The 23,022-nt window shown below is 70.6% G+C and carries 18 protein-coding genes; 1 reads left to right on the forward strand and 17 read right to left on the reverse strand.

Annotated elements, in window-relative coordinates; translation table 11 throughout:
* Positions 1-95: 95 nt before the first annotated feature.
* Complete coding sequence (locus tag OO67_RS23820) at positions 96-911, reverse strand: TraR/DksA family transcriptional regulator (RefSeq protein WP_033303284.1); 816 nt, start codon at positions 909-911, stop codon at positions 96-98.
* A gap of 564 nt (positions 912-1,475) precedes the next feature.
* Here OO67_RS23820 and ileS point away from each other — a divergent pair.
* Positions 1,476-4,625: an isoleucine--tRNA ligase gene (ileS, locus tag OO67_RS23825; protein ID WP_033303285.1), complete on the forward strand. Its 3,150-nt coding sequence runs from the start codon at positions 1,476-1,478 to the stop codon at positions 4,623-4,625.
* 312 nt (positions 4,626-4,937) lie between these two features.
* Here the strand turns inward: ileS and OO67_RS23830 are convergent, their stop codons facing one another.
* From OO67_RS23830 to rsmH, 16 genes are all read right to left on the reverse strand, one after another.
* The gene (locus OO67_RS23830; RefSeq protein ID WP_033303286.1) at positions 4,938-6,095 is read right to left on the reverse strand and encodes a DivIVA domain-containing protein; all 1,158 of its coding nucleotides are present in this window, start codon (positions 6,093-6,095) and stop codon (positions 4,938-4,940) included.
* A gap of 49 nt (positions 6,096-6,144) precedes the next feature.
* Positions 6,145-6,441: a YggT family protein gene (locus OO67_RS23835; RefSeq protein WP_033303287.1), complete on the reverse strand. Its 297-nt coding sequence runs from the start codon at positions 6,439-6,441 to the stop codon at positions 6,145-6,147.
* A gap of 68 nt (positions 6,442-6,509) precedes the next feature.
* On the reverse strand, positions 6,510-7,121 hold the full coding sequence (locus OO67_RS23840; protein ID WP_033303289.1) for a cell division protein SepF: 612 nt from the start codon (positions 7,119-7,121) through the stop codon (positions 6,510-6,512).
* 127 nt (positions 7,122-7,248) lie between these two features.
* Positions 7,249-7,968 (reverse strand): YggS family pyridoxal phosphate-dependent enzyme, encoded by a 720-nt coding sequence (locus tag OO67_RS23845; RefSeq protein WP_033303291.1) that lies wholly within the window; start codon positions 7,966-7,968, stop codon positions 7,249-7,251.
* Positions 7,969-7,974: 6 nt separating this feature from the next.
* Positions 7,975-8,706 carry a peptidoglycan editing factor PgeF gene (gene pgeF / locus OO67_RS23850; RefSeq protein ID WP_106972802.1) on the reverse strand — a complete coding sequence of 244 codons (732 nt, stop codon included), beginning with the start codon at positions 8,704-8,706 and terminating at the stop codon, positions 7,975-7,977.
* Positions 8,707-8,723: 17 nt separating this feature from the next.
* Positions 8,724-9,938: a cell division protein FtsZ gene (gene ftsZ / locus OO67_RS23855; protein WP_033303295.1), complete on the reverse strand. Its 1,215-nt coding sequence runs from the start codon at positions 9,936-9,938 to the stop codon at positions 8,724-8,726.
* Between the two features lie 276 nt (positions 9,939-10,214).
* Complete coding sequence (locus OO67_RS23860) at positions 10,215-11,009, reverse strand: cell division protein FtsQ/DivIB (RefSeq protein ID WP_033303297.1); 795 nt, start codon at positions 11,007-11,009, stop codon at positions 10,215-10,217.
* A gap of 49 nt (positions 11,010-11,058) precedes the next feature.
* Positions 11,059-12,153 carry an undecaprenyldiphospho-muramoylpentapeptide beta-N-acetylglucosaminyltransferase gene (gene murG / locus OO67_RS23865; protein ID WP_033303298.1) on the reverse strand — a complete coding sequence of 365 codons (1,095 nt, stop codon included), beginning with the start codon at positions 12,151-12,153 and terminating at the stop codon, positions 11,059-11,061.
* A 6-nt stretch (positions 12,154-12,159) separates the two neighbouring features.
* Entirely contained in the window at positions 12,160-13,620 is a 1,461-nt protein-coding gene (gene ftsW, locus OO67_RS23870) for a putative lipid II flippase FtsW (protein ID WP_208861068.1), read from the reverse strand.
* A gap of 129 nt (positions 13,621-13,749) precedes the next feature.
* On the reverse strand, positions 13,750-15,183 hold the full coding sequence (gene murD / locus OO67_RS23875) for a UDP-N-acetylmuramoyl-L-alanine--D-glutamate ligase (RefSeq protein ID WP_208861069.1): 1,434 nt from the start codon (positions 15,181-15,183) through the stop codon (positions 13,750-13,752).
* Positions 15,165-16,235 carry a phospho-N-acetylmuramoyl-pentapeptide-transferase gene (gene mraY, locus OO67_RS23880; protein WP_033303302.1) on the reverse strand — a complete coding sequence of 357 codons (1,071 nt, stop codon included), beginning with the start codon at positions 16,233-16,235 and terminating at the stop codon, positions 15,165-15,167. The genes murD and mraY overlap by 19 nt, the downstream gene beginning before the upstream one ends.
* On the reverse strand, positions 16,232-17,650 hold the full coding sequence (locus OO67_RS23885) for a UDP-N-acetylmuramoyl-tripeptide--D-alanyl-D-alanine ligase (protein WP_033303304.1): 1,419 nt from the start codon (positions 17,648-17,650) through the stop codon (positions 16,232-16,234). The genes mraY and OO67_RS23885 overlap by 4 nt, the downstream gene beginning before the upstream one ends.
* Positions 17,651-17,654: 4 nt before the next feature.
* Positions 17,655-19,385 carry a UDP-N-acetylmuramoyl-L-alanyl-D-glutamate--2,6-diaminopimelate ligase gene (locus tag OO67_RS23890; RefSeq protein ID WP_078598200.1) on the reverse strand — a complete coding sequence of 577 codons (1,731 nt, stop codon included), beginning with the start codon at positions 19,383-19,385 and terminating at the stop codon, positions 17,655-17,657.
* 16 nt (positions 19,386-19,401) lie between these two features.
* Positions 19,402-21,384 carry a peptidoglycan D,D-transpeptidase FtsI family protein gene (locus OO67_RS23895; protein WP_033303306.1) on the reverse strand — a complete coding sequence of 661 codons (1,983 nt, stop codon included), beginning with the start codon at positions 21,382-21,384 and terminating at the stop codon, positions 19,402-19,404.
* A 4-nt stretch (positions 21,385-21,388) separates the two neighbouring features.
* Positions 21,389-21,916, reverse strand: a complete 528-nt coding sequence (gene ftsL / locus OO67_RS23900) for a cell division protein FtsL (RefSeq protein ID WP_033303307.1) — start codon at positions 21,914-21,916, stop codon at positions 21,389-21,391.
* A 49-nt stretch (positions 21,917-21,965) separates the two neighbouring features.
* On the reverse strand, positions 21,966-22,931 hold the full coding sequence (gene rsmH / locus OO67_RS23905; RefSeq protein ID WP_033303308.1) for a 16S rRNA (cytosine(1402)-N(4))-methyltransferase RsmH: 966 nt from the start codon (positions 22,929-22,931) through the stop codon (positions 21,966-21,968).
* Between the last annotated feature and the right edge of the window lie 91 nt (positions 22,932-23,022).

A 23,022-nucleotide genomic window follows, 5' to 3' on the forward strand; every position in this document is an offset into this window, starting at 1 on the left:
TTCCGCCCGGACGGCTCCGCCTCGCGCTCGTACGCACGGAACCGCTCGTACGCACGGGACCGCTCGCACGAGGTCCCCCGGGTCACGCGGCCGTGCTAGCCGCGCCGCTCCTGCTTCTGCTTGTCCTCCACGCAGAGCGTGGCGCGGGGGAAGGCCTGCATCCGCGCCTTGCCGATCGGCTTGCCGCAGACCTCGCAGAGCCCGTAGGTCCCCGCGTCGAGCCTGGCGAGGGCTCGCTCCGTCTGGCTCAGGGTCTCCTGGGCGTGGGCCGCCAGGGACAGCTCGTGCTCCCTGGTGATGTTCTTCGTGCCGGTGTCCGCGTCGTCGTCACCGGCCCCGTCCCCGGAGTCGCGCATCAGTCCGGCCAGGGCCGCGCCCGACGCCTCCAGTTCGGTGCGCAGTCGGGTGACCTCGCCGGTCAGCTCGGTCCGCGCCGCGTCGACCTCCTCAGGAGTCCAGGGGTCCTCCCCCGGCCTGACCGCCAGGTCTCCGGGCGCCGCGCCGGCCCTGGCCGGGGGGACCGCTGTCGCGACGCCCTCTCCTGCAGCCGTGGTCCGGGCCGCGCTCTTCTTGGCTACCACCGTGTGGGCTCCTGTCTCCTCGGCGGCCCGGGCCGCCCCCGTGGCCTTCTTCGACGCCTTCTTGGCGGCGCTCTTCTTCGACGTGCTGCTCTCCGCCGGCCCGCCGTGCGCCGGGTCCTGACCGCTCTGTTCCCGCTCCGGCGGGAGTGCCGCCGCCTTCTTCCCGGCGGCCGCCCTCCCCGCCGCTCTCTTCGCCGTCTTCCCGACCGGCTTCTCCTGGCCCGCCTCCGGGCCGGCCTCCTCGCCCGCGCTCCCGGTCTCCTCCTCGGCAGCCGCAGCCGTGGATCTCGCGGACGCCGTTCTCGATGCGGCGGTCTTCTTCGCCACCATGGCCGCGGCCCCTTCACATATTGTGATCTTGCACGCGAATCGTGCTGGGACGATAAATCGACCCCGGCTCCGCGGCAACGGGGCACGCCGCCGGTTGGCCCTGCCCGCGGGCGGGCGGTGGCCCCGCCTGCAACCGTTGTGCCCAGCTCCCCGCGCGGTAATCCGTCCCCGCGCGCTCTCCGGGGCTCCGTCCGTCCCGTCTGGCCATTCGGGTCAAGACCGCCCCGCGGATCAACCGGTCGGCGGTCGTCCGTACGGGCCCGTACACTGGCCGCAGCGAGAGGCATGGATGGGACGAGTAGCGTCGTACGCAGCCAGGAGCGACCCGGGGACGGTGGGAGCCCGGGGGCGAGCGCGCCGTGAAGATCACCCCGGAGCCGCCGGAAGAAAGCTTTGGACAGTGGGTCCCGCCCACGGGTCCGAGGCAGGTAGACCCGGCATCGCGACCCCAATGAGGGGGCCACGGGTGCATGCCCGCGGCCAAGGAGGGTGGTACCGCGGGAGCTGATCCGGCTCTCGTCCCTCCGACGGAAGTGGAAGACGTCCGCCGGAGGAAGCCCGCACATGACATCGCCGCAGTACCGCCAGGTACCCGCCCAGGTCGACCTGCCCGCCCTCGAGCACGCCGTGCTCGACTTCTGGCGCGACAGCAAGGTCTTCGCCAAGAGCCTCGAACAGTCCGAGGGCCGCCCCGAGTGGGTCTTCTACGAGGGCCCCCCGACGGCCAACGGCATGCCCGGGGCCCACCATATCGAGGCCCGCGTCTTCAAGGACGTCTTCCCGCGCTTCCGCACCATGCAGGGCTACCACGTGGGCCGCAAGGCCGGCTGGGACTGTCACGGGCTGCCGGTCGAGCTCGCGGTGGAGAAGGAGCTGGGCTTCAACGGCAAGAAGGACATCGAGGCCTACGGCATCGCCGAGTTCAACGCGAAGTGCCGCGAGTCCGTCACCCGCCACACCGACGCGTTCACCGAGCTCACGACCCGTATGGGTTACTGGGTCGACCTCGAGGACGCCTACCGCACGATGGACCCGGAGTACGTCGACTCCGTGTGGTGGTCGCTGAAGGAGATCTTCAACAAGGACCTGCTGGTCCAGGACCACCGCGTCGCCCCCTGGTGCCCGCGCTGCGGCACCGGCCTCTCGGACCACGAGCTCGCCCAGGGCTACGAGACGGTCGTCGACCCCTCGGTCTTCGTGCGCTTCCCGCTGACGAGCGGGCCGCTGGCGGGCGAGGCCGCGCTGCTCGTCTGGACGACGACCCCCTGGACCCTGGTCTCCAACACCGCCGTCGCCGCGCACCCCGACGTCACCTACGTCGTCGCGACCGACGGCGCGGAGAAGCTGGTCGTCGCGCAGCCGCTGGTCGAGAAGGCGCTCGGCGAAGGCTGGGAGCCGACCGGCGAGACCTTCACCGGCCGCGACATGGAGCGCTGGACGTACGAACGCCCGTTCCAGCTCGTCGAGTTCCCGAGCGAGGCGCACTACGTCGTCAACGCCGAGTACGTCACGACGGAGGACGGCACGGGTCTGGTCCACCAGTCCCCCGCGTTCGGCGCCGACGACCTCCTCGTCTGCCGCTCGTACGGCCTTCCGGTGGTGAACCCGGTCCGCCCCGACGGCACCTTCGAGGAGGATCTCCCGCTGGTCGGCGGGGTCTTCTTCAAGAAGGCCGACGAAGCCCTGACCGAGGACCTGGCGTCACGAGGCAAGCTCTTCCGCCACGTCCCGTACGAGCACAGCTACCCGCACTGCTGGCGCTGCCACACGGCCCTGCTGTACTACGCGCAGCCGTCCTGGTACATCCGCACCACGGCGGTCAAGGACCGGCTGCTCCAGGAGAACGAGAAGACCAACTGGTTCCCGGACTCCGTCAAGAACGGGCGCTTCGGCGACTGGCTGAACAACAACGTCGACTGGGCGCTGTCCCGCAACCGCTACTGGGGCACCCCGCTGCCGATCTGGCGCTGCGAGGACGACCACCTGACCTGTGTCGGCTCCCGCGCCGAGCTCTCCGAGCTCACCGGCCGCGACCAGTCGGACCTGGACCCGCACCGCCCGTTCATCGACGAGATCACGTTCACCTGCTCGCACGAGAACTGCCAACTGGAGGCGTACCGCGTCCCGGAGGTCATCGACGCCTGGTACGACTCCGGTTCCATGCCGTTCGCGCAGTGGGGCTACCCGTACAAGAACAAGGAGATCTTCGAGAGCCGCTACCCGGCGCAGTTCATCTCGGAGGCCATCGACCAGACGCGCGGCTGGTTCTACACGCTGATGGCCGTGGGCACCCTCGTCTTCGACAAGTCCAGCTACGAGAACGTCGTCTGCCTGGGCCACATCCTCGCCGAGGACGGCCGGAAGATGTCCAAGCACCTGGGCAACATCCTCCAGCCGATCCCGCTGATGGACCAGCACGGCGCCGACGCGGTCCGCTGGTTCATGGCGGCGGGCGGCTCCCCCTGGGCGGCGCGCCGCGTGGGTCACGGCACGATCCAGGAGGTCGTCCGCAAGACGCTCCTCACGTACTGGAACACGGTGGCCTTCCAGGCCCTGTACGCCCGTACGTCGAAGTGGGCCCCGTCCGCCGCCGATCCGGCACCCGCCGACCGCACGGTCCTGGACCGCTGGCTGCTGAGCGAGCTCGGCACCCTGGTGGACGAGGTCACCAAGGCTCTGGAGGGGTACGACACGCAGCGCGCCGGCAAGCTGCTCTCCGCGTTCGTCGACGACCTGTCCAACTGGTACGTCCGCCGCTCGCGCCGCCGCTTCTGGCAGGGCGACAAGGCCGCGCTGCGCACGCTCCACGAGGTCGTGGAGACCGTGACCCGGCTGATGGCCCCGCTGACCCCGTTCATCACGGAGCGGGTCTGGCAGGACCTGATCGTCCCCGTCGCCCCGGACGCCCCGGAGTCGGTGCACCTGTCCGACTGGCCGAAGGCGGACCCGGCGTCGATCGACCCGTCGCTCTCCTCGCAGATGGCTCTGGTGCGCCGCCTGGTGGAGCTCGGCCGGGCCACGCGCGCCGAGTCCGGGGTCAAGACCCGGCAGCCGCTGTCGCGCGCCCTGGTCGCGGCGTCGGGCTTCGAGTCGCTCACGCCCGAGCTGCGCGACCAGATCACCGAGGAGCTGAACGTCACCTCCCTGGCCTCCCTCTCCGAGGTCGGCGGCTCGCTGGTCGACACCACGGCGAAGGCGAACTTCCGCGCGCTGGGCAAGCGCTTCGGCAAGGGCGTGCAGGCGGTGGCCAAGGCCGTCGCGGACACCGACGCCGCCGCGCTCAGCCTGGCGCTGCGCGAGGGCACGGCCTCGGTGGAGGTCGACGGTGAGCAGGTCACCCTCGCCCCCGACGAGGTCATCATCACGGAGACCCCCCGTGAGGGCTGGTCGGTGGCCTCCGACTCCGGCGCGACGGTCGCCCTGGACCTGGAGATCACCCCGGAGCTGCGGGCCGCGGGGCTCGCCCGTGACGCGATCCGGCTGATCCAGGAGGCACGCAAGAACAGCGGCCTGGACGTGGCGGACAGGATCGCGGTCCGCTGGACGTCGACGTCACCCGCGACGGCCGAGGCCCTGACGGCGCACGCGACCCTGATCGCGGACGAGGTCCTGGCCCTGGAGTACGCGCAGGGTGAGGCGGACGACACGTACGGCACGCCGTTCGAGGACGAGGGCCTGTCCCTGACGTTCCGCCTCCGCAAGACGGCCGAGTAGCCGCCACCGCACACGGAGGGGCCCCGTCGGCGCGAGACCAGCCGGCGGGGCCTTTCCCTGTTTCCGCTCCCGGCGGGACCCCGGGGTCCCGCTCCTGCCGGGGTCCCGCCCCCCTGTGGGGAGGCTCACTTCCAGCCCTGCCGGCGATCGGGGAGCGGAGCTCCGTCTCCGTGCTCGGGGACGAGCCCCTCGCTGTGTGCCCGCACGCCCACGCCACGCCGCGAGGGCACGCAAAAGGGCCGGGCCCCGGGAAAACCCCGGGGCCCGGCCCTCTGCCTGCCGACGGCTACGCGCTCAGCGAGCGCGAACCGCTCAGTTGTCGTCCTCGTCGATCAGGAACCCGCGCATCGGCGACGGCGCCTGCTGCATCGGCTGCGGCGCCTGCGGCCGCACCGGCGCCATCGGCTGAGTCATCGCGGGCGACATCTGCTGCTGACCGCCGCCGTACGACGGTCCACCGCCCATCGACTGGTTGCCGGCGCCCATCTGCTGGTTGCCGTGGCCACCGTGGTTACCGCCCATGGTGTGTCCCATCGCACCCGCACCGGCCGGAGCCAGCGAAGGCGACGGCGGCAGCGAAGCGGCGGCCGGGGTCCGCGGCGGAGCAAGCGAGTCGTCGGCCTGGGTCTCCAGCTGACGCAGCTGGCTCTCCAGGTAGGACTTCAGGCGGGTCCGGTACTCGCGCTCGAAGCCACGCAGGTCCTCGACCTTGCGCTCCAGCGTCGCGCGGGCCGACTCCAGCGAGCCCATCGCCACGCGGTGCTTCTCCTGCGCGTCCCGCTCCAGGGCATCCGCCTTGGCGCGGGCGTCGCGCTCGAGGCCCTCGGCACGGCTGCGCGCCTCACCGACGATCTTGTTGGCCTCGGAACGGGCCTCCGCGATCGCCTGGTCAGCGGTCTGCTGGGCAAGGGAGAGGACTCGGGCGGCGCTGTCGCCGCCGGGGCCCTGACCGGGCTGCTGCATCTGCTGCTGCTGCATCTGCTGCTGCTGCTGCTGCATCTGCTGCTGCGGGGCGTGACCGCCCATGGGACCGCCCATCGGGCCACCCATGGGACCGCCCTGCATCGGGCCGGGGCCGTGCGGGCCCTGCGGACCGGGGCCATGGCCACCCTGCGGGCCGTGGCCGCTGGGACCGGCAGGCAGCTGCGGAGCGCCACCGGGCAGCTGGGGGGGACCCATCTGCGGGGGCTGCTGCTGCACCGGCGGACCCGATATGGCGGCGGGCACCGGAGCCCCTGGCCGTTCCTGCTGCTCCGGCGGTTTACGCATTCCCTGCTGCTGCTGGTTCTGCGCGGCCGCACGCGTGGCGGCGGCCAGCTTGGCGCGCAGGTCCTCGTTCTCACGGAGCAGACGGGTCAGTTCCGACTCGACCTCGTCGAGGAAGGCATCGACCTCGTCCTCGTCATAGCCTTCTCGGAGGCGGACGGTCGTGAACTGCTTGTTCCGCACGTCCTCGGGGGTCAGCGGCATCTCTTCTTCACCTCTACGTAGTCGTCGGCAGTCGGCAAGACCGTATCGTTCACACGCCGCTCGCAAGCTTGCCCACAAGGCTGAGCAGAATGTAGACGATGATCATCAGAACGAAGAAGGACAGGTCAAGTGCCACGCCCCCGAGACGCAACGGCGGTATGAACCGCCGCAGAAGCTTCAACGGTGGATCCGTGACAGTGTAAGTGCCCTCGAGAACGACCACCATCGCCTTGCCTGGCTGCCATGAACGTGCGAACTGGAAGACGTAGTCCATGACCAGCCGGAAGATCAGCACGATGAGGAAACACATCAGCGCGATATAGACCACATCCAGTGCGACGCCCATTTCCCGCGCTTCCCTCTCCCCTGGCTCTCGTAGCCCCGGCCTTCCGGCCGGGTTTGTTCCCGGTGTTCTCAGCTCTGGTTGAAGAACCCGCCCTCTGCGATGCGGGCCTTGTCCTCCGCCGTGACATCGACGTTAGCAGGCGACAACAGGAACACCTTCTGTGTCACACGCTCAATGCTGCCATGGAGACCGAAGACGAGTCCCGCGGCAAAGTCGACAAGTCGCTTCGCGTCCGTGTCGTCCATCTCCGTGAGATTCATGATCACCGGCGTGCCCTCGCGGAAGTGTTCCCCGATGGTACGGGCCTCGTTATAGGTCCTGGGGTGCAGCGTGGTGATCCGGTAGGGCTCCCGCTCGGACACGACCTTGGGCATGATCACCGGTGCGTTCTTCTCCATGTTCGGGCGGTCAGGTGTGATGGATGCCACGGGGGCGATTCGGGCGGGTCGTCCGCTTTCCGCCGGGAGCTGAACCGGTTCCCGGGGTGCGGGTGGCTGCACCGCTCGTACCGGTTCGTCCCGTTCCCGCTCCACCGGATGCGCGGGCTGGTGTCGCCGCCGGTCCCGCTCGGGCTCCGGCTCGGGTTCGAATTCGTCGTCGGGGTCGAACCCCGGACCGTCGTACCCATCGTCCTCCACGAGGCCGAGGTAGACCGCCATCTTGCGCATCGCGCCGGCCATGCTCCGAGTCCTCCGCTCTGTGGTGGATCGGCATTCGTGTCACCAAGTGCCCGAGATCCACTCCGGCCTGCCCGCTTCGAGCGGGAATGACCATATTTTCTGCTGTGGTCCGACTTGCTTCGCGACGTTACCCGAGCCGGGGTCGGACTCCGAGCACCGCCGTACCGACGCGTACATGTGTCGCCCCGGCCGCGATCGCGTCCTCGAGATCCGCGCTCATCCCAGCAGAGACCATGTTCGCAGCCGGATGGTCCCCGCGCAGGCGGGATGAGAATTCCATCAGGCGGCCGAACGCGGCCCGTTGCCGGCCGGCGTAGGGGCCTGCGAGCGGGGCGACGGTCATCAGACCGTCGAGCCTGAGCCCTTCCGCCGCTTCCACCGAGGCGGCCAACTCCTCGATCGCGTCCGGTGCGACCCCACCCCGGTCCCCGCGCTCACCGCTCTCCGCGTCGAGCGCGACCTGGATGAGACAGCCGAGTTCACGCTCACCCCTGACCGCCGCCGCCGAGAGTGCGGTGACGAGCTTCACGCGGTCGACCGACTGCACCACATCGGCATAACCGGCCACGGAGCGGACCTTGTTGGTCTGCAACTGTCCGACAAAGTGCCATGTGAGCGACAGATCCGCACAAGCGGCGGCTTTTGGCGCCGCGTCCTGGTCACGGTTCTCCGCGACGTGCCGGACACCGAGTTCGTGCAGGATGCGCACATCGCTCGCGGGATACGTCTTCGTGACCACGATGAGGGTCACTTCCTCCCGCTCGCGGCCTGCCGCCGCGCAGGCGGAAGCAATACGTTCCTCCACCTGTGCCAGGTTCGCCGCGAGTTGGGTCCTGCGATCCGTCATGCCCTATCAGTCCAACCAGACATATCCCGCGAGCCGCCCCGTGGTGCGGTCCCGGCGGTACGAGAAATGGTCACCGGATTCCCGTGTGCAGACCGGCGAGCTGTGCCGGTCGCCGACACCGAGCTCTTCGAGCTGGGCGTGGACTCCGGCCGTGACGTCCACCGCGGGCGTTCCCCAGCCGGTCTCCGACCAGGACGCCGGGACGGCCCCGGCGACGTCCGCGCGCATCTGCTCCGGAACCTCGTAACACCGTCCGCAGACGGCCGGCCCGGTGTGCGCGACGATCCGGGACGGCTCGGCGCCGAGCGCGATCATCGCCTCGACCGCCGCCGGGACGACTCCCGCGACCAGACCCGGCCGCCCCGCGTGGGCGGCCGCCACGACACCGGCCACCGGATCGGCGAGCAGTACCGGTGTGCAGTCGGCGGTGAGCACCGCGAGCGGGAGTCCGCGCCGCGCCGTCACCACCGCGTCCACGGCGGGGACGTCCGGGGAACCGCCCCAGGGACCGTCGACCACGGCCACGTCGCGCCCGTGCACCTGGTTCATCCAGACCACCAGGTCCGGATCCAGGCCGAGGGAACGGGCGGCGCGCGCACGGTTCGCACGGACGGCGGCGGGGTCGTCGCCGACCGCGCCGCCGAGGTTGAGCTCCTCGTACGGAACGGCGCTCACTCCGCCCCACCTGTCGGTGAAGGCGAAATGGGCGCCGCCCGCCGAAGACTCCGCGGCTCTCACCGCGCGCTGCGGACCTATCACTTCAAGAAGTCCGGTACGTCCAGCTCTTCGGCCTGGGTGTCCTGGTAGGGACGGGCCGTCGGGACGTGCGGCGGGGAGACCGGCGGCAGCGAGGACTCGTTCGCCACCGGCGCCGGCTCGGCCGGCGCCTGGGGCTCCTCACGCGGGGGCACGGAGCCCAGTCCGCCGCTCTGGCGCGCCGGCTCGGCCGCCCGGGCCGGCGGAGCCGGCTCCTCACGCTTGCCGGCACTCGCTCCGAGGACGTTCTCCCGACGGGCCGGCGGCTGTCCGCCGTCGAAGCCCGCGGCGATCACGGTGACCCGGACCTCGTCGCCCAGCGCGTCGTCGATGACCGCGCCGAAGATGATGTTCGCCTCCGGGTGTGCGGCCTCGCTCACCAGCTGGGCGGCCTCGTTGATCTCGAAGAGACCGAGGTCGCTGCCGCCGGAGATGGAGAGCAGGACACCGCGGGCGCCGTCGATGGAAGCCTCCAGGAGCGGCGAGGAGATCGCCATCTCCGCGGCGGCCACCGCGCGGTCGTCCCCGCGGGCGGAGCCGATGCCCATGAGCGCCGATCCGGCCTCGGACATGACCGACTTGACGTCGGCGAAGTCGAGGTTGATCAGCCCCGGGGTCGTGATGAGGTCGGTGATGCCCTGGACGCCCGAGAGCAGCACCTGGTCGGCCGACTTGAACGCGTCGAGCACGCTGACCTGGCGGTCCGAGATGGACAGCAGCCGGTCGTTGGGGATGACGATGAGGGTGTCGACCTCTTCGCGGAGCTCGGCGATGCCGTCCTCCGCCTGGTTCGCGCGTCGCCGGCCCTCGAACGTGAACGGGCGGGTGACCACACCGATCGTCAGGGCGCCCAGCGAGCGCGCGATGTTGGCGACGACGGGTGCGCCGCCGGTGCCGGTGCCGCCGCCCTCACCGGCAGTGACGAAGACCATGTCGGCCCCCTTGAGGACCTCCTCGATCTCCTCACGGTGGTCCTCTGCCGCCTTACGACCGACGGCCGGGTTCGCCCCGGCGCCGAGGCCACGGGTGAGTTCACGGCCGACGTCGAGCTTGACGTCGGCGTCGCTCATCAACAGTGCTTGCGCATCGGTGTTGATCGCGATGAACTCGACGCCCTTGAGACCGACCTCGATCATTCGGTTGATGGCATTGACACCACCGCCGCCGACACCGATGACCTTGATGACTGCGAGGTAGTTCTGCGGTGCTGCCACGTCGAAGGCCTCTCGCCTCGAGTTACGTGTCGTCGCTTGGCGGTAGTCCCGCCGCGACGACGGATGCCGATTGGGTCGGTCCGGACGCCGACCCAAACCCTAACGTTGAAGTTTAGGGTTACCAGTGTGTCTGCTTCTTGGACTCTTCCGAACAGGACACTAAGTCGACAAGTGGCGCACGTTCAACGAACACGCCGAACCTCCCGTTTTTCTTTTCACCCTATGTGATCACCCGTAGCGCTGACCAACCAGGGGGCTGGCCAGGCCAAACGTGCGTCAACTCTCCGACGACGCAGGGGCCGTGGGGGCACTCACGTCGAAGTGTCCCGCTTTGGGAGACGCTTTCATGAGAGCGGTGAGCACCCGCGCCTTCACGGGCCCCTGCTCACTGCTGCCCCACATCACGGTGCGCCCCCGGGTCAGTTCCAGGACGGCGGAGTCGTACGAGGTGACCCGTACGGCCTCGGTCTCCCCGGCCACCTTCCCCGGGAGATCTCCCGCGACACGGACCGCTTCCCGCAGCAGCCGGTCACTGCCGAACCGGCGCATGCTCGCCGACTGATCAGGCGTCAATTCCAGAAGCGGGACATGCGGGGGCGCTTTGTCCACGGTTGCGAAGCGAACGCCCTTTGCGTCCACTTCAATAAATTTTTTGCCCTTTTCGACCAACAGGACCGGCTTTCGTTCGGTCACTTTAAAACTGACCTCGTGCGGCCATGACCGTACGACATCCACGGAGTCGATACGAGGCAACTTCTGGCGCAACCGGTCCGCGATCGCTCCGGTGTCGACGGAGATCAGCGGGGATCCCACGGGGGCCGCCGCGGCGGCCTCCACCTCACTCCGGGTCAGGACGTCCGTGCCGGTGGTCGTCACGCGCTCCAGCCTCAGCCAGGACGAGCCGTAGAGCACCCAGGCCGTGGCCGCGGCGGTCAGCACGAGACCAACCGCGGCCAGGACCAGCCTGGTACGGCCCGTCAGGCGTCGCCCCTCGGGGCCGATGTGCGGCGGGCGGGCCGGGGTGTCGGCCCGCCCGGCCTCGCCGCGCTGGGCGGTCGTCGGTCCGGCCACGCTCGCTCCTTCGCCGGACCCGGGGCGCCCGCCCCGGGTCCGCACCGCCTCACGCCTGGCGGCGTGCGGCAATCGCCTCGTACACCATGCCGACGAGCAGGTCGTCGGCGTCCCGTCGCCCGAACTCCGCGGCGGCACGGGACATCTCGTACAGCCGGTGCGGATCCGAGAGCACCGGAAGGACGTTGCCCTGCACCCATTCCGGGGTGAGCGCCGCGTCGTCCACCAGCAGACCACCGCCGGCGTTGACCACCGGCTGGGCGTTGAGCCGCTGTTCGCCGTTGCCGATCGGCAACGGGACGTAGGCGGCGGGCAGCCCGACGGCGGAGAGTTCGGCGACGGTCATCGCGCCCGCGCGGCAGAGCATCATGTCGGCCGCGGCGTACGCGAGATCCATCCGGTCCACGTACGGTACCGGGATGTAGGGCGGCATCCCGGGCATGTTGTCGATGCGCGGCAATTCGTTCTTCGGGCCGACCACGTGCAGGATCTGGATTCCGGACCGCTGGAGCAGCGGTGCGATCCGCGTGACCACCTCGTTGAGGTGACGGGCGCCCTGGGATCCGCCGGAGACGAGCAGGGTCGGCAGATTGGGATCGAGCCCGAACGCGGCACGCGCCTCCGGGCGGACCCGGGCGCGGTCGAGGGTGGCGATGGTCCGGCGCAGCGGGATGCCGATGTAGCGGGCGCCGCGCAGCTTGCTGTCGGGGGTGGAGACGGCGACCCCGTGGGCGTACCGCGAACCGATCTTGTTGGCCAGGCCCGGCCGTGCGTTGGCCTCGTGGACGACGATCGGGACCCCGACGCGCTTGGCCGCGAGGTAGCCGGGCAGGGCCACGTAGCCCCCGAAGCCGACCACGCAGTCAGCCTTGGTGCGCTCCAGCACCTGCTCGGCGGCCTTGATGGTGCCGCGCAGCCTTCCCGGGACGGTGATCAGCTCGGGTGTGGGCTTGCGCGGCAGCGGTACCGCAGGGATCAGTGCCAGCTCGTACCCCCGCTCGGGTACGAGCCTGGTCTCGAGTCCGCGCTCCGTGCCGAGGGCAGTGATTCCCACGGTCGGGTCCTGCCTCCGCAGGGCGTCTGCGAGGGCAAGCGCGGGCTCGATGTGCCCGGCGGTCCCCCCGCCGGCGAGTACGACATGCACCGAAATTCACCGCTCTCCGGACGGACGCTTCATGACGCGCCGTCTCATCGTCTTCCATCTGACCCCGGGCCTCCGCATGGCCAGGGCCGCTTTCGCCGCAGGGTCCTCCCGCGCGAACGCGATCATGAGCCCGACTGCGAACATGGTCGGCAGCAGAGCCGAGCCCCCGTAGGAGAACAGCGGAAGGGGGACACCGGCGATCGGCAACAGGCCGAGCACCGCACCGATGTTGATCACGGCCTGCGCCGTGATCCAGGTGGTCACGCCTCCCGCTGCGTACCTCACGAAGGGGTCCTCCGTGCGTCCGGCCACGCGGATACCCGCATAGCCTAGAGCCGCGAAGAGGGCCAGCACCGACAGCGTCCCCGCCAGGCCCAGTTCCTCCCCGGTGATCGCGAAGATGAAGTCGGTGTGTGGTTCGGGCAGTTGACCCCATTTTTCCACACTCGCGCCGAGCCCGGAACCGAACCATCCGCCGGACGCCAGAGCGTAGATTCCGTGCACCGCCTGCCAGCACGAGTCGCCGGGGCCCGGCTCGGACGCGCCGATGCAGCTGAGCCGCGACATCCGGTTGGGGCTGGTCTTGATGAGGGCGAATCCGATCAGGCCGGCGACGGCGAGCACCCCCGCGAAGAGCCTGGTGGGGGCGCCTGCCAGCCAGAGCAGGCCGAAAAGGATCGCAGTGAGGATGATCGCGGTGCCCATGTCGCCGCCGAGCATGATCAGTCCGAGCAGCATGAAGGCGACCGGTACGAGCGGCACCAGCATGTGCTTCCACTGGGTGAGCAGCCGCTTGTCCTGCTTCCGGGCCAGCAGATCCGCGCCCCACAGGATGAGGGCCAGCTTGCCGAACTCACTGGGCTGCAGCTGGAAGGGGCCGCCGAGATAGATCCAGTTCTGGTTGCCGTTGACCGACATCCCTATCCCCGGCACCTGCACCAGGACCATGAGGAAGACCGTACCCGCGAGCAGCGGGTAGGCCAGGGCCCGGTGGAGTCTGATGGGCACCCTGGAGGCCAGCAGCATCAGGCCGGCCCCGATCACGGCGGCCAGGAACTGCTTGCGGAAGAAGTACGTGCCGGGCCGTGCCAGCTCCAGCGCCTTGATCATCGAGGCGGAGTAGACCATCACGAGGCCGAGCACGGTGATCAGCAGGCTCGACCCGAGGATCAGGTAGTACGCCGTCAGAGGGCGGTCCCAGGCCCGTCGTGCCCGCTCGTACGTCCGCCGGATCCCGGCTCCCCGGGGCGGCCGGGGCGGCGTACCCGGGCTACGGGCCCCACTCCGCGGTGCGGCGGGCCGTCGGGGGCCGGTGGCGGGCCGGCTCCGCAGGGCGAGACCCGCGAGGGCCCCGGCGCCCGCGGACAGCGGTCCGGGGAGCGGGGACGGGGTGAGCGCCCGCCTGATCGCCTCCGTCACCCGTGAGCGGTCGGCTCCGCGCGCGGCTGAACTCTCGTCGGCCGGCATTGTCGCTGTCCCCTCCACTGCTCGTGCCCGGGGCTGTCGCCGGGGGCCGGGCCCCCGGCGGTCGTGCTCGTGACCGGGCCCCCGGACCCTCCCGGCCCTCCGGGACGGTACGACGCGGGAGCGGGCCCGTCAGGCGCTCTCGTCGGCGAGTTCGCGGACCGCGTCCGCGAACGCCTCGCCCCGCTTGTTGTAGTTGACGAACATGTCCATCGAGGCGCAGGCCGGGGCCAGCAGGACGGTGTCACCCGGCCGGGCCAGCAGCGCCGCTTCGCGTACCGCTGCGGACATCGCCCCAGTGTCGGTCCGGTCGAGGTCGACCACCGGCACTTCGGGGGCGTGTCGCGCCAGGGCTTCGCGGATCAGCGCCCGGTCGGCACCCATCAGCACGGCGCCTCGCAGGCGCTTCGCGGCACCGGTGACCAGTTCGTCGAAGGTGGCGCCCTTGGCGAGGCCTCCGGCGATCCAGACGATCGGTTCGTAGGCCGCGAGGGAGGCTTCGGCGGCGTGGGTGTTGGTGGCCTTGGAGTCGTCGATGTAGGTGACGCCGGCGACGTCGGCGACGTGTTCGATGCGGTGGGCGTCGGGGTGGAAGGCCCGCAGCCCGTCGCGTACGGCGGCCGGCTGCACGCCGAAGGCACGGGCCAGCGCCGCCGCGGCCAGGGCGTTGGCGATGTTGTGCGGGGCCGGCGGGTTGATGTCACCGACCTCGGCGAGCTCCTGGGCCTGCTTCTGACGGTTGGCCACGAAGGCCCGGTCGACGAGGATGCCGTCGACCACCCCGAGCTGCGAGGGGCCCGGCGTACCGAGGGTGAAGCCGATGGCCCGGCAGCCCTCCTCGACGTCGGCCTCGCGCACGAGGTCCTCCGTGGCTCCGTCCTGCGCGTTGTAGACGCAGGCGACGCTGTTGCCCTCGTAGATCCGGCCCTTGTCGGCGGCGTAGCCGGCCATGGAACCGTGCCAGTCGAGGTGGTCCGGGGCCAGGTTGAGCACGGCCCCGGAGTGCGCCCGCAGCGAGGGCGCCCAGTGGAGCTGGTAGCTGGAGAGCTCGACGGCGAGCACGTCGTACGCCTCGTCGTCGAGCACCGCGTCCAGCAGGGACACCCCGATGTTCCCGACGGCTGCCGTGCGCAGGCCGGCCGCTTCGAGGATCGAGGCGAGCATGCGCACGGTCGTGGTCTTGCCGTTGGTACCGGTGACCGCGAGCCAGGGTGCGGCGCCGGGTCCCCGCAGCCGCCATGCGAGTTCGACGTCGCCCCAGACGGGGACGTCCGCCTCGGCGGCTGCGAGGAAGAGGGGCTTGTCCGGCTTCCAGCCGGGAGCCGTGACGATCAGCTCCGTGGACTCGGGCAGGGTCGCGCCGTCGCCCAGGCGCACGGTGATCCCGAGCGCCTCCAGCTCGGCCGCCTGGGCGCGGGAGCGCTCGTCGTCGCCGTCGTTGACGACGGTGACGAGGGCCCCCCGCTCGTGCAGGGCGCGGGCGGCGGGGACACCGCTGACCCCGAGCCCGGCGACCGTGACGTGCTTGCCCTGCCAGTCCACGTTGCTCACTTCTTGGCTGCCCATCCCGCGTAGAAGAGGCCGAGTCCGACGATCACGCACATGCCCTGGATGATCCAGAAGCGGACCACGACAAGGACTTCGGACCACCCCTTGAGTTCGAAGTGGTGCTGGAGCGGCGCCATCCGGAAGACCCGCTTGCCGGTCATCTTGAAGGAGCCGACCTGGATGACCACGGACATGGTGATCATCACGAAGAGGCCGCCGAGGATGGCCATCAGGAACTCCGTGCGGGAGCAGATGGCCAGGCCCGCGAGCGCGCCGCCGAGGGCGAGCGAACCGGTGTCACCCATGAAGATCTTCGCGGGCGAGGTGTTCCACCACAGGAAGCCGAAGCAGGCGCCCATCAGCGCGGAGGCCACGACCGCGAGATCGAGCGGGTCGCGTACCTCGAAACACGCCTGGGGGTTGGTGAGGGTGGTCGCGTTGGCGCAGGACTCCTGGAACTGCCACAGCCCGATGAAGGTGTACGCGCCGAAGACCATCACCGACGCGCCGGTGGCCAGGCCGTCCAGACCGTCCGTCAGGTTCACGCCGTTCGACATCGCCAGAATCATGAACAGCGCCCAGACACAGAACAGCACCGGGCCGATCGACCAGCCGAAGTCCTCGACGAACGAGAGCCGGGTGGAGGCCGGGGTGTTGCCGCGGGCGTCCGCGAACTGGAGGGAGAGCACCGCGAAGGCGATGCCGACGATCAGCTGGCCGGCCATCTTGGCCTTGGCCCGCAGACCCAGCGAGCGCTGCTTCACGATCTTGATGTAGTCGTCGAGGAATCCGACGAGGCCCATGCCGGCCATCAGGAACAGGACGAGGACGCCGGAGAACCGCATCGGCTCGCCGGTGATCACCTTGGCCAGGACGTACGCGATGATCGTCGCCAGGATGAAGGCGATACCACCCATGGTGGGCGTGCCCTTTTTACTGCCGTGGGTACGCGGGCCGTCGTCCCGGATGAACTGCCCGTAGCCCTTGCGGGCCAGAAGTTTGATCAGCAGCGGAGTGCCGACCAGGGTCAGGAAGAGCCCTATGGCCCCTGCGAAGAGGATCTGCCTCATCGGACGGCGACCTCGCCCTCGGTCGTCTCCAGCAGTGCCAGGGCGACCTTCTCCAGGCCGACCGACCGGGACGCCTTCACCAGCACGACGTCTCCCGGGCGCAGTTCACTGCGCAACAGGTCGACGGCCGCCTGTGCGTCGGACACGTGCACCGACTCCTCACCCCACGAACCCTCGTTATATGCGCCCAGTTGCAGCCAGGAGGCTTCTCTTCCTCCGACAGCGACGAGCTTGCTGACGTTGAGCCGGACGGCGAGCCGTCCGACCGCGTCGTGCTCGGCGAGCGACGCGTCACCGAGCTCGGCCATCTGACCGAGCACCGCCCACGTGCGCCCCCCGTCTGCCCGTCGGGCCTTGCCCATGGCGGCCAGCGCACGGAGTGCGGCCTTCATGGATTCGGGGTTCGCGTTGTAGGCGTCATTGACGACCGTCACACCGTCCGGACGCTCGGTGACCTCCATGCGCCAGCGGGAGAGGGTGCCCGCCCCGGAGAGCGCATCGGCGATCTCGGTCACGGACATGCCCAACTCATGGGCGACGGCGGCCGCGGCGAGCGCGTTCGACACGTGGTGCTCACCGTACAGGCGCAAGGTCACGTCGCTGCACCCGGTAGGTGTGTGGAGCGCGAAAGCGGGGCGGCCGTCGTCCGTGAGCCGCACGTTCTCTCCCCGTACGTCCGCATCCGGGGCCTCTCCGAAGAGGACCACCCGGGCTTTTGTGCGGGATGCCATCGCCCTCACGAGAGGGTCGTCGGCGTTGAGGATCGCGGCGCCGTCCTCCGGAAGGACCTCGACGAGCTCGCCCTTGGCCTGGGCGATCGCCTCGCGGCTGCCGAACTCCCCGATGTGGGCGCTGCCCACGTTGAGTACCAGGCCGATCCGCGGAGGCGTCAGGTCCGCGAGGTAGTGGATGTGACCGATGCCCCGAGCGCCCATCTCCAGCACGAGATGGCGGGTTTCCGCCGTCGCGCGCAGCGCGGTCAGCGGCAGACCGATCTCGTTGTTGAGGGACCCGGGCGTCCAGACCGTCGGCGCCTTGCGCTCCAGGAGCTGGGCGATCAGGTCCTTCGTGGACGTCTTGCCCGCCGATCCGGTCAGCGCGACGACCGTGGTGCCGAGGCGTTCGACGACGGCGCGGGCGAGCGCGCCGAGCGCGGCCACGACGTCGTCGACGACGATCGCCGGGACACCGACGGGGCGGGCGGCCAGCACGGCCACCGCACCCGCCTCGGCGGCGCGCTGCGCGTAGTCGTGGCCGTCGACCCGCTCGCCCGCGAACGCGGCGAACAGCGAGCCCTGCCGCACCTCCCGGGAGTCGATGACGACGGGGCCGGTGACGACGGCGGAACCGTCCGGTACGTCGTACGGCTGCCCGCCGACGATTCCGGCGATCTCGGCGAGGGAAAGGGCGATCACTTGGTCATCCCTGACTGTTGTTCTCATGGGTGTGTGCGCGCCCCTCGGGGGCGCGCGCGGCGCCGGTGCGCCCGAGGGAGCCCTCGATGGCCTCGCGCAGGACCTTCCGGTCGTCGAAGGGGCGTACGACTCCGTGGATGTCCTGGCCCTGCTCGTGTCCCTTTCCGGCCACCAGTACGGTGTCGCCGGGCTCGGCACGGGCGACCGCGGCGGCGATGGCCGCCGCCCGGTCGGCGTCGACGAGCACGTCGCCACGCTCGTGGACGGGCACCTCGGCCGCGCCGGAGAGCATCGCGGCGAGGATCGCGAGGGGGTCCTCGGAGCGGGGGTTGTCCGAGGTCAGTACGGCGGTGTCGGCGAGCCGGGCCGCGGCGGCGCCCATCGGGCCGCGCTTCGTCGTGTCGCGGTCTCCGCCGCAGCCGAGCACGATGTGCACCCGGCCCTCGGTGACCTTCTGCAGGGAGCGCAGGACGGATTCGACGGCGTCGGTCTTGTGCGCGTAGTCGACGACCGCGAGGTACGGCTGTCCGGCGTCGACCCGTTCCAGCCGGCCGGGGACGCCGGGGACGGCCGCGATGCCGTCGGCGGCGGTCTGCGGGTCGACCCCCGCGACAGCCAGGGTCACGACGGCGGCGAGGGTGTTGGCGACGTTGAACGGGCCGGGAAGGGGCGCCCTGGCGGTGATGCGCTCGCCCTTGGGGCCGATCACCGTGAAGCTGCTGTCCTGGGGGCCGACCTCGACGTCCTCGGCCCGCCAGTCGGCGTCCGGGTGGCCCTCCGCGGAGAAGGTGACGACCGGAATGGTCGCCTCCTCCACCAGCCTGCGGCCGTACTCGTCGTCGAAGTTGACGACCCCGAGCTTGCTGCGCCGCGGGGTGAACAGCTGCGCCTTGGCCTGGAAGTAGTCCTCCATCCCGGAGTGGAACTCCATGTGCTCCGGGCTGAGGTTGTTGAACACGGCGACGTCGAAGACACAGCCGTCGACCCGGCCGAGCACCAGGGCGTGGCTGGAGACCTCCATGGCGACCGCCTCGACACCGCGTTCACGCATGACGGCGAAGAGGGCCTGGAGGTCCGTGGCTTCAGGGGTGGTCCGCTCCGACTTGATGCGCTCGTCACCGATCCGCATCTCGACGGTGCCGATCAGCCCGGTGCTGCGTCCGGCGCCGCGCAGTCCGCCTTCGACGAGGTACGCCGTGGTGGTCTTGCCCGACGTGCCGGTGATGCCGATCTGGAGGAGGCCTACGCCCGGCCGGCCGTAGATCTCGGCCGCGATCTCACCCATCCGGCCACGGGGGTCGTCGGTGACGAGGACCGGGAGGCCGGTGGCGGTGGCGCGCTCGGCGCCCGCCGGGTCGGTGAGGATCGCGGCCGCGCCGAGACCCGCGGCCTGGGCGGAGAAGTCGGCACCGTGGAAGCGGGCACCGGGCAGGGCCGCGTACACGTCTCCGGGGCGCACGGCCCGGGAGTCGTGGGTGATGCCGGTGACCTCACCGGAATCCTGCGGTCCGGCTCCGAGCCTGGCGGCCAGGTCTCCGAGGGACGTCGGCAGCAGCCGGTCCGGCCGGGGCGCTCCCGGGTAGGTCACAGGCGCGTCCTTCTGAGTGGTTTGACACTGATCAGCGTGGGGCACGGCGGTGAGCGTACCGGGCGGACCGGGCCTCTCGCGAAGTGAGGGGCCGGGGTTGCGGTACTTCTCGTTCCGGTTCCCGGGATCAGGCGTGATGGTCGTCACTGAGGGTTCTCCCGTGTTACTCGCCGGGCTTGAAGGACACGGGCAGTCGGGCGGGAGCGCTGCCGGAGGGAGGCGTCTGGAGGGTCTTCAGGGCGAACTCCATGACCTTCTTGTAGATCGGGCCGCAGATCTGACCGCCGAAGTAGCTGCCCTTGGTGGGGTTCTGGATGGCGCAGTAGACGGTGATCTGCGGATCGTCGGCCGGGGCGAAGCCCGCGAAGGAGGCGGTGTAACCCTTGTAGACGCCACGCACGGGGTCGACGCGGTTGGCCGTGCCCGTCTTGCCGGCGACCCGGTAGCCCTGGATGTGGGCCTTGGTCCCGGTGCCCTCCTCGTCGTCCACCACCGACTCCAGCATCTTCGCCAGGGTCTTGGCCGTCTTCTCACTGACGACCCGGGTGCGTTCGGGGGCCTCGGACGCCGTGTAGCGGTCGCCCGCGTCCTTGGTCCCGCGGACCAGGGTCGGCTCGATCCGGACCCCGCCGTTGGCGATGGTCTGGTAGACCGACGCGGCCTGCATCGCGTTGAGCGAGAGGCCCTGGCCGAACGGGATCGTGTACTGCTGCGAGGTCGACCAATCCTGGGGCTTCGCGATGATGCCGGGCGACTCGCCCGGGTAGTCGAGCCCTGTGGTGCTGCCGATCCCGAATTTACGCAGGTACGAGTAGAGGACCTTGTTGGCCTCGGCCTGGGTCTTCCCGAGCTGGCCGGTCGCCAGGATGGTGCCGATGTTGCTCGATTTGGCGAGGACGCCGTTGAGCGTGAGGTACCAGGTGGGGTGGTCGATGTCGTCCCTGAACAGCCGGTCGCCCCGGTGCAGCCGGTTGGGGACGGTGACGTGCGTGCCGGGCGTGGCCACGCCTTCCTCCAGCACCGCGGCCATGGACATGACCTTGCTGGTGGAGCCGGGTTCGTACACGTCCTGGAGGGCGGCGTTACCGAGGGCGGCCGAGTTGCTCTGCGTGAGGTCGTTCGGGTCGTAACCGGGAGCGTTGGCCATGGCCAGCACCTCACCGGTCCTCGTGTTCTGGACGACCACGTAGCCGCGGTCCGCCTCGGACTTCTCCACCTGGTCGGCGATGGCTCGCTGGGCGGCCCACTGGATGTCGCGGTCGATGGTCAGCTCGACGTCGGTACCGGCGACGGCCGGGATCTCCGTGGAGCCGGCGGTCGGTACGGGACGGCCGCCCGCCTGGGCGTAGCGGATCTTGCCGTCCTCGCCCTGAAGACGCTTGTTCAGCTGCGCTTCCAGCCCGCCGCCGCCCTTGCCCTCGGAGTTGACGAATCCCAGTATTCCGGCGGCGAGGTCGCCGTTGGGGTACACACGCCTGGTGGTGGGCTCCTGGAGCACCCCGGCCAGCACGTCGGCTCCGGGACCGCCGTTCACCCTGTCCTCGGCCGCCTTGTCCGCGAAGACGGATTTGAGGTCCTTGATCTGTTTCCAGACCTGCGGGGTCTGCCGCCGCGCCAGCACCGTGTAGCGGCTCTCCGGGGTGGAGAGCTTCTTCGCCAGCTCCGCCTCGTCCTTGCCGAGGATCGGGGCGAGCAGCGCCGCCGCCTGCTGCGGTGCGTCAGGGACCTTGCTGTCCTCGGGTGTGAAGAGCTTCGGGTCGGCGGTGATGTCGTGCGCGTCGACGCTGGTCGCCAGGGCGATGCCGCTGCGGTCGGTGATCTCGCCGCGTTCGGCGGCGATCGTGTACTCGAGGTAGCGGTTCTTCTGGGCCTTGGCGGCGTACGTGTCGGCGTCGACCGCCTGCACCTGGAGGAGCCGGACGACGAACGCCAGCATGACGAGGGTCAGGCAGAGGCTGATCAGACGCAGCCGGGGGCGGGGGCTGCCCAGGCGGATGGGCTGCGGGGAGCCGCCGCGCCTCTTGCCGGCCGCCGGTCGCCGGGCCTCGGGGCGCGCTGTGGAACGTGGGCGCCTCGACCCGCCGGCCGCGTTACGGGAGCGTGCGGGGCCGGGCACGCGGCGGCGCGGCGGTTCCTTGGTCGGCACTGCGTCACCTGCCGGAGCTCGTCGGGGGCGGTGTGGTCGGCGTCGTGGACGGCGTCGCCGGGGAAGCGGAGGGCGTCGGCGACGCGGGCCCGGGAGCGGAGGCCGATCCGGCGGGCCCGGCCGCGCTCGTCCCCGGCTCGGGGCCCTCACTCGGGTAGGGCTGCGCGGTGGCCGGCTCGGGCACTCCTCGAACCGTGCCGTCCGGGTCGAGGAAGGCGGGGCTGCCGCCGGGCACCATGCCGAGCTGCCTGGCCCGGCGTTCCAGCGCGTCGGGTTCGGAGTAACCGTCGACATCCTGCTGGAGGGCCTGCTGCTCGTCGGTGAGCTCGGTGGTCTGCCTCTTCAGCTTGCTCAGCTTGAACGATCCTTCGTTGAGCGCCGAGTTCAGGAGCAGGAGCGAGATCAGGCCACCCGCGAGCAGCAGGACGACCAGCAGGACGAAGGGCGTGCGGGCGGCGGTGCTCGGCCCCGACGGCATCAGCCGGGTGAGCCGGCCGGCCCGCCCCTTCATCTGCTCAGCCGTCCTGGTCACCGCGGTGCCACCGGCCTGTTCCGCGTCCGGCCTGACCGGCGGGATCCGCTCACCGCTCCTCCTCGCGGATCCGCTGGGCGCCGCGCAGCCTGGCGGGGGCGGCCCGCCGGTTCTCGGCGACCTCTTCCTCGGTCGGCAGTTCGGCACCGCGGGTCAGCAGCTTCAGCCGGGGCTGGTAACGCTCGGGGACGACGGGCAGTCCGGGTGGCGCCGTGTTGGCCGCACCGGCCGCGAAGACCTGCTTGACCAGGCGGTCCTCCAGCGAGTGGTACGAGAGGACGGCGATCCGGCCACCGACGGCGAGGCTCTGCACCGCGGCCGGGACGGCCCGCTCCAGGACGGTGAGTTCACCGTTGACCTCGATGCGCAGGGCCTGGAAGGTGCGCTTGGCCGGATTGCCGCCGGTCCGCTTGGCGGCCTGCGGCAGGGAGTCGCGGATCAGCTCGACGAGGCGGGCACTGTTGGTGAAGGGTTCCCTCTCGCGTTCGCGCACCACGGCCGAGACGATGCGCTTGGCCTGCTTCTCCTCGCCGTAGGCCCTCAGGATCCGCACGAGTTCGCCCGGCGGGTAGGTGTTGAGCACCTCGGCCGCGCCGATACCGGTCGTCTGGTCCATGCGCATGTCGAGCGGCGCGTCCTGGGCGTACGCGAAGCCGCGGTCGGCCTCGTCCAGCTGCATGGAGGAGACACCGAGGTCGAACAGCACGCCCTGGACCTTGGGGATGCCCAGCCGGTCGAGGACCTCGGGAAGTTCGTCGTAGACGGCGTGCACCAGGGTGGCCCGGTCGCCGTACGGGGCGAGGCGCTCGCCGGAGAGCCTCAGGGCTTCCTTGTCCCGGTCCAGCGCGACCAGCCGGACAGCGGGGAAGGCCGCGAGGAGCGCCTCGCTGTGCCCACCGAGCCCGAGGGTGCAGTCGACCACGACCGGGGGCTGCGGTCCCGTCGCCTCCAGAGCCGGGGCCAACAGGTCCAGGCATCGCTGGAGCATCACCGGGACGTGTCGGGTCTGGCTCAAAGCGCCCTCTCAGGCTCTGTCCCGTGTGGCCGCACATACGGTCTGGTCCCCACCCGCCCGGAAGGGGAGGTCGGCCGGCGCCGGGGAAGGG

The sequence above is a fragment of the Streptomyces atroolivaceus genome (genome assembly GCF_000717025.1).
GTDB lineage: Bacteria > Actinomycetota > Actinomycetes > Streptomycetales > Streptomycetaceae > Streptomyces > Streptomyces atroolivaceus.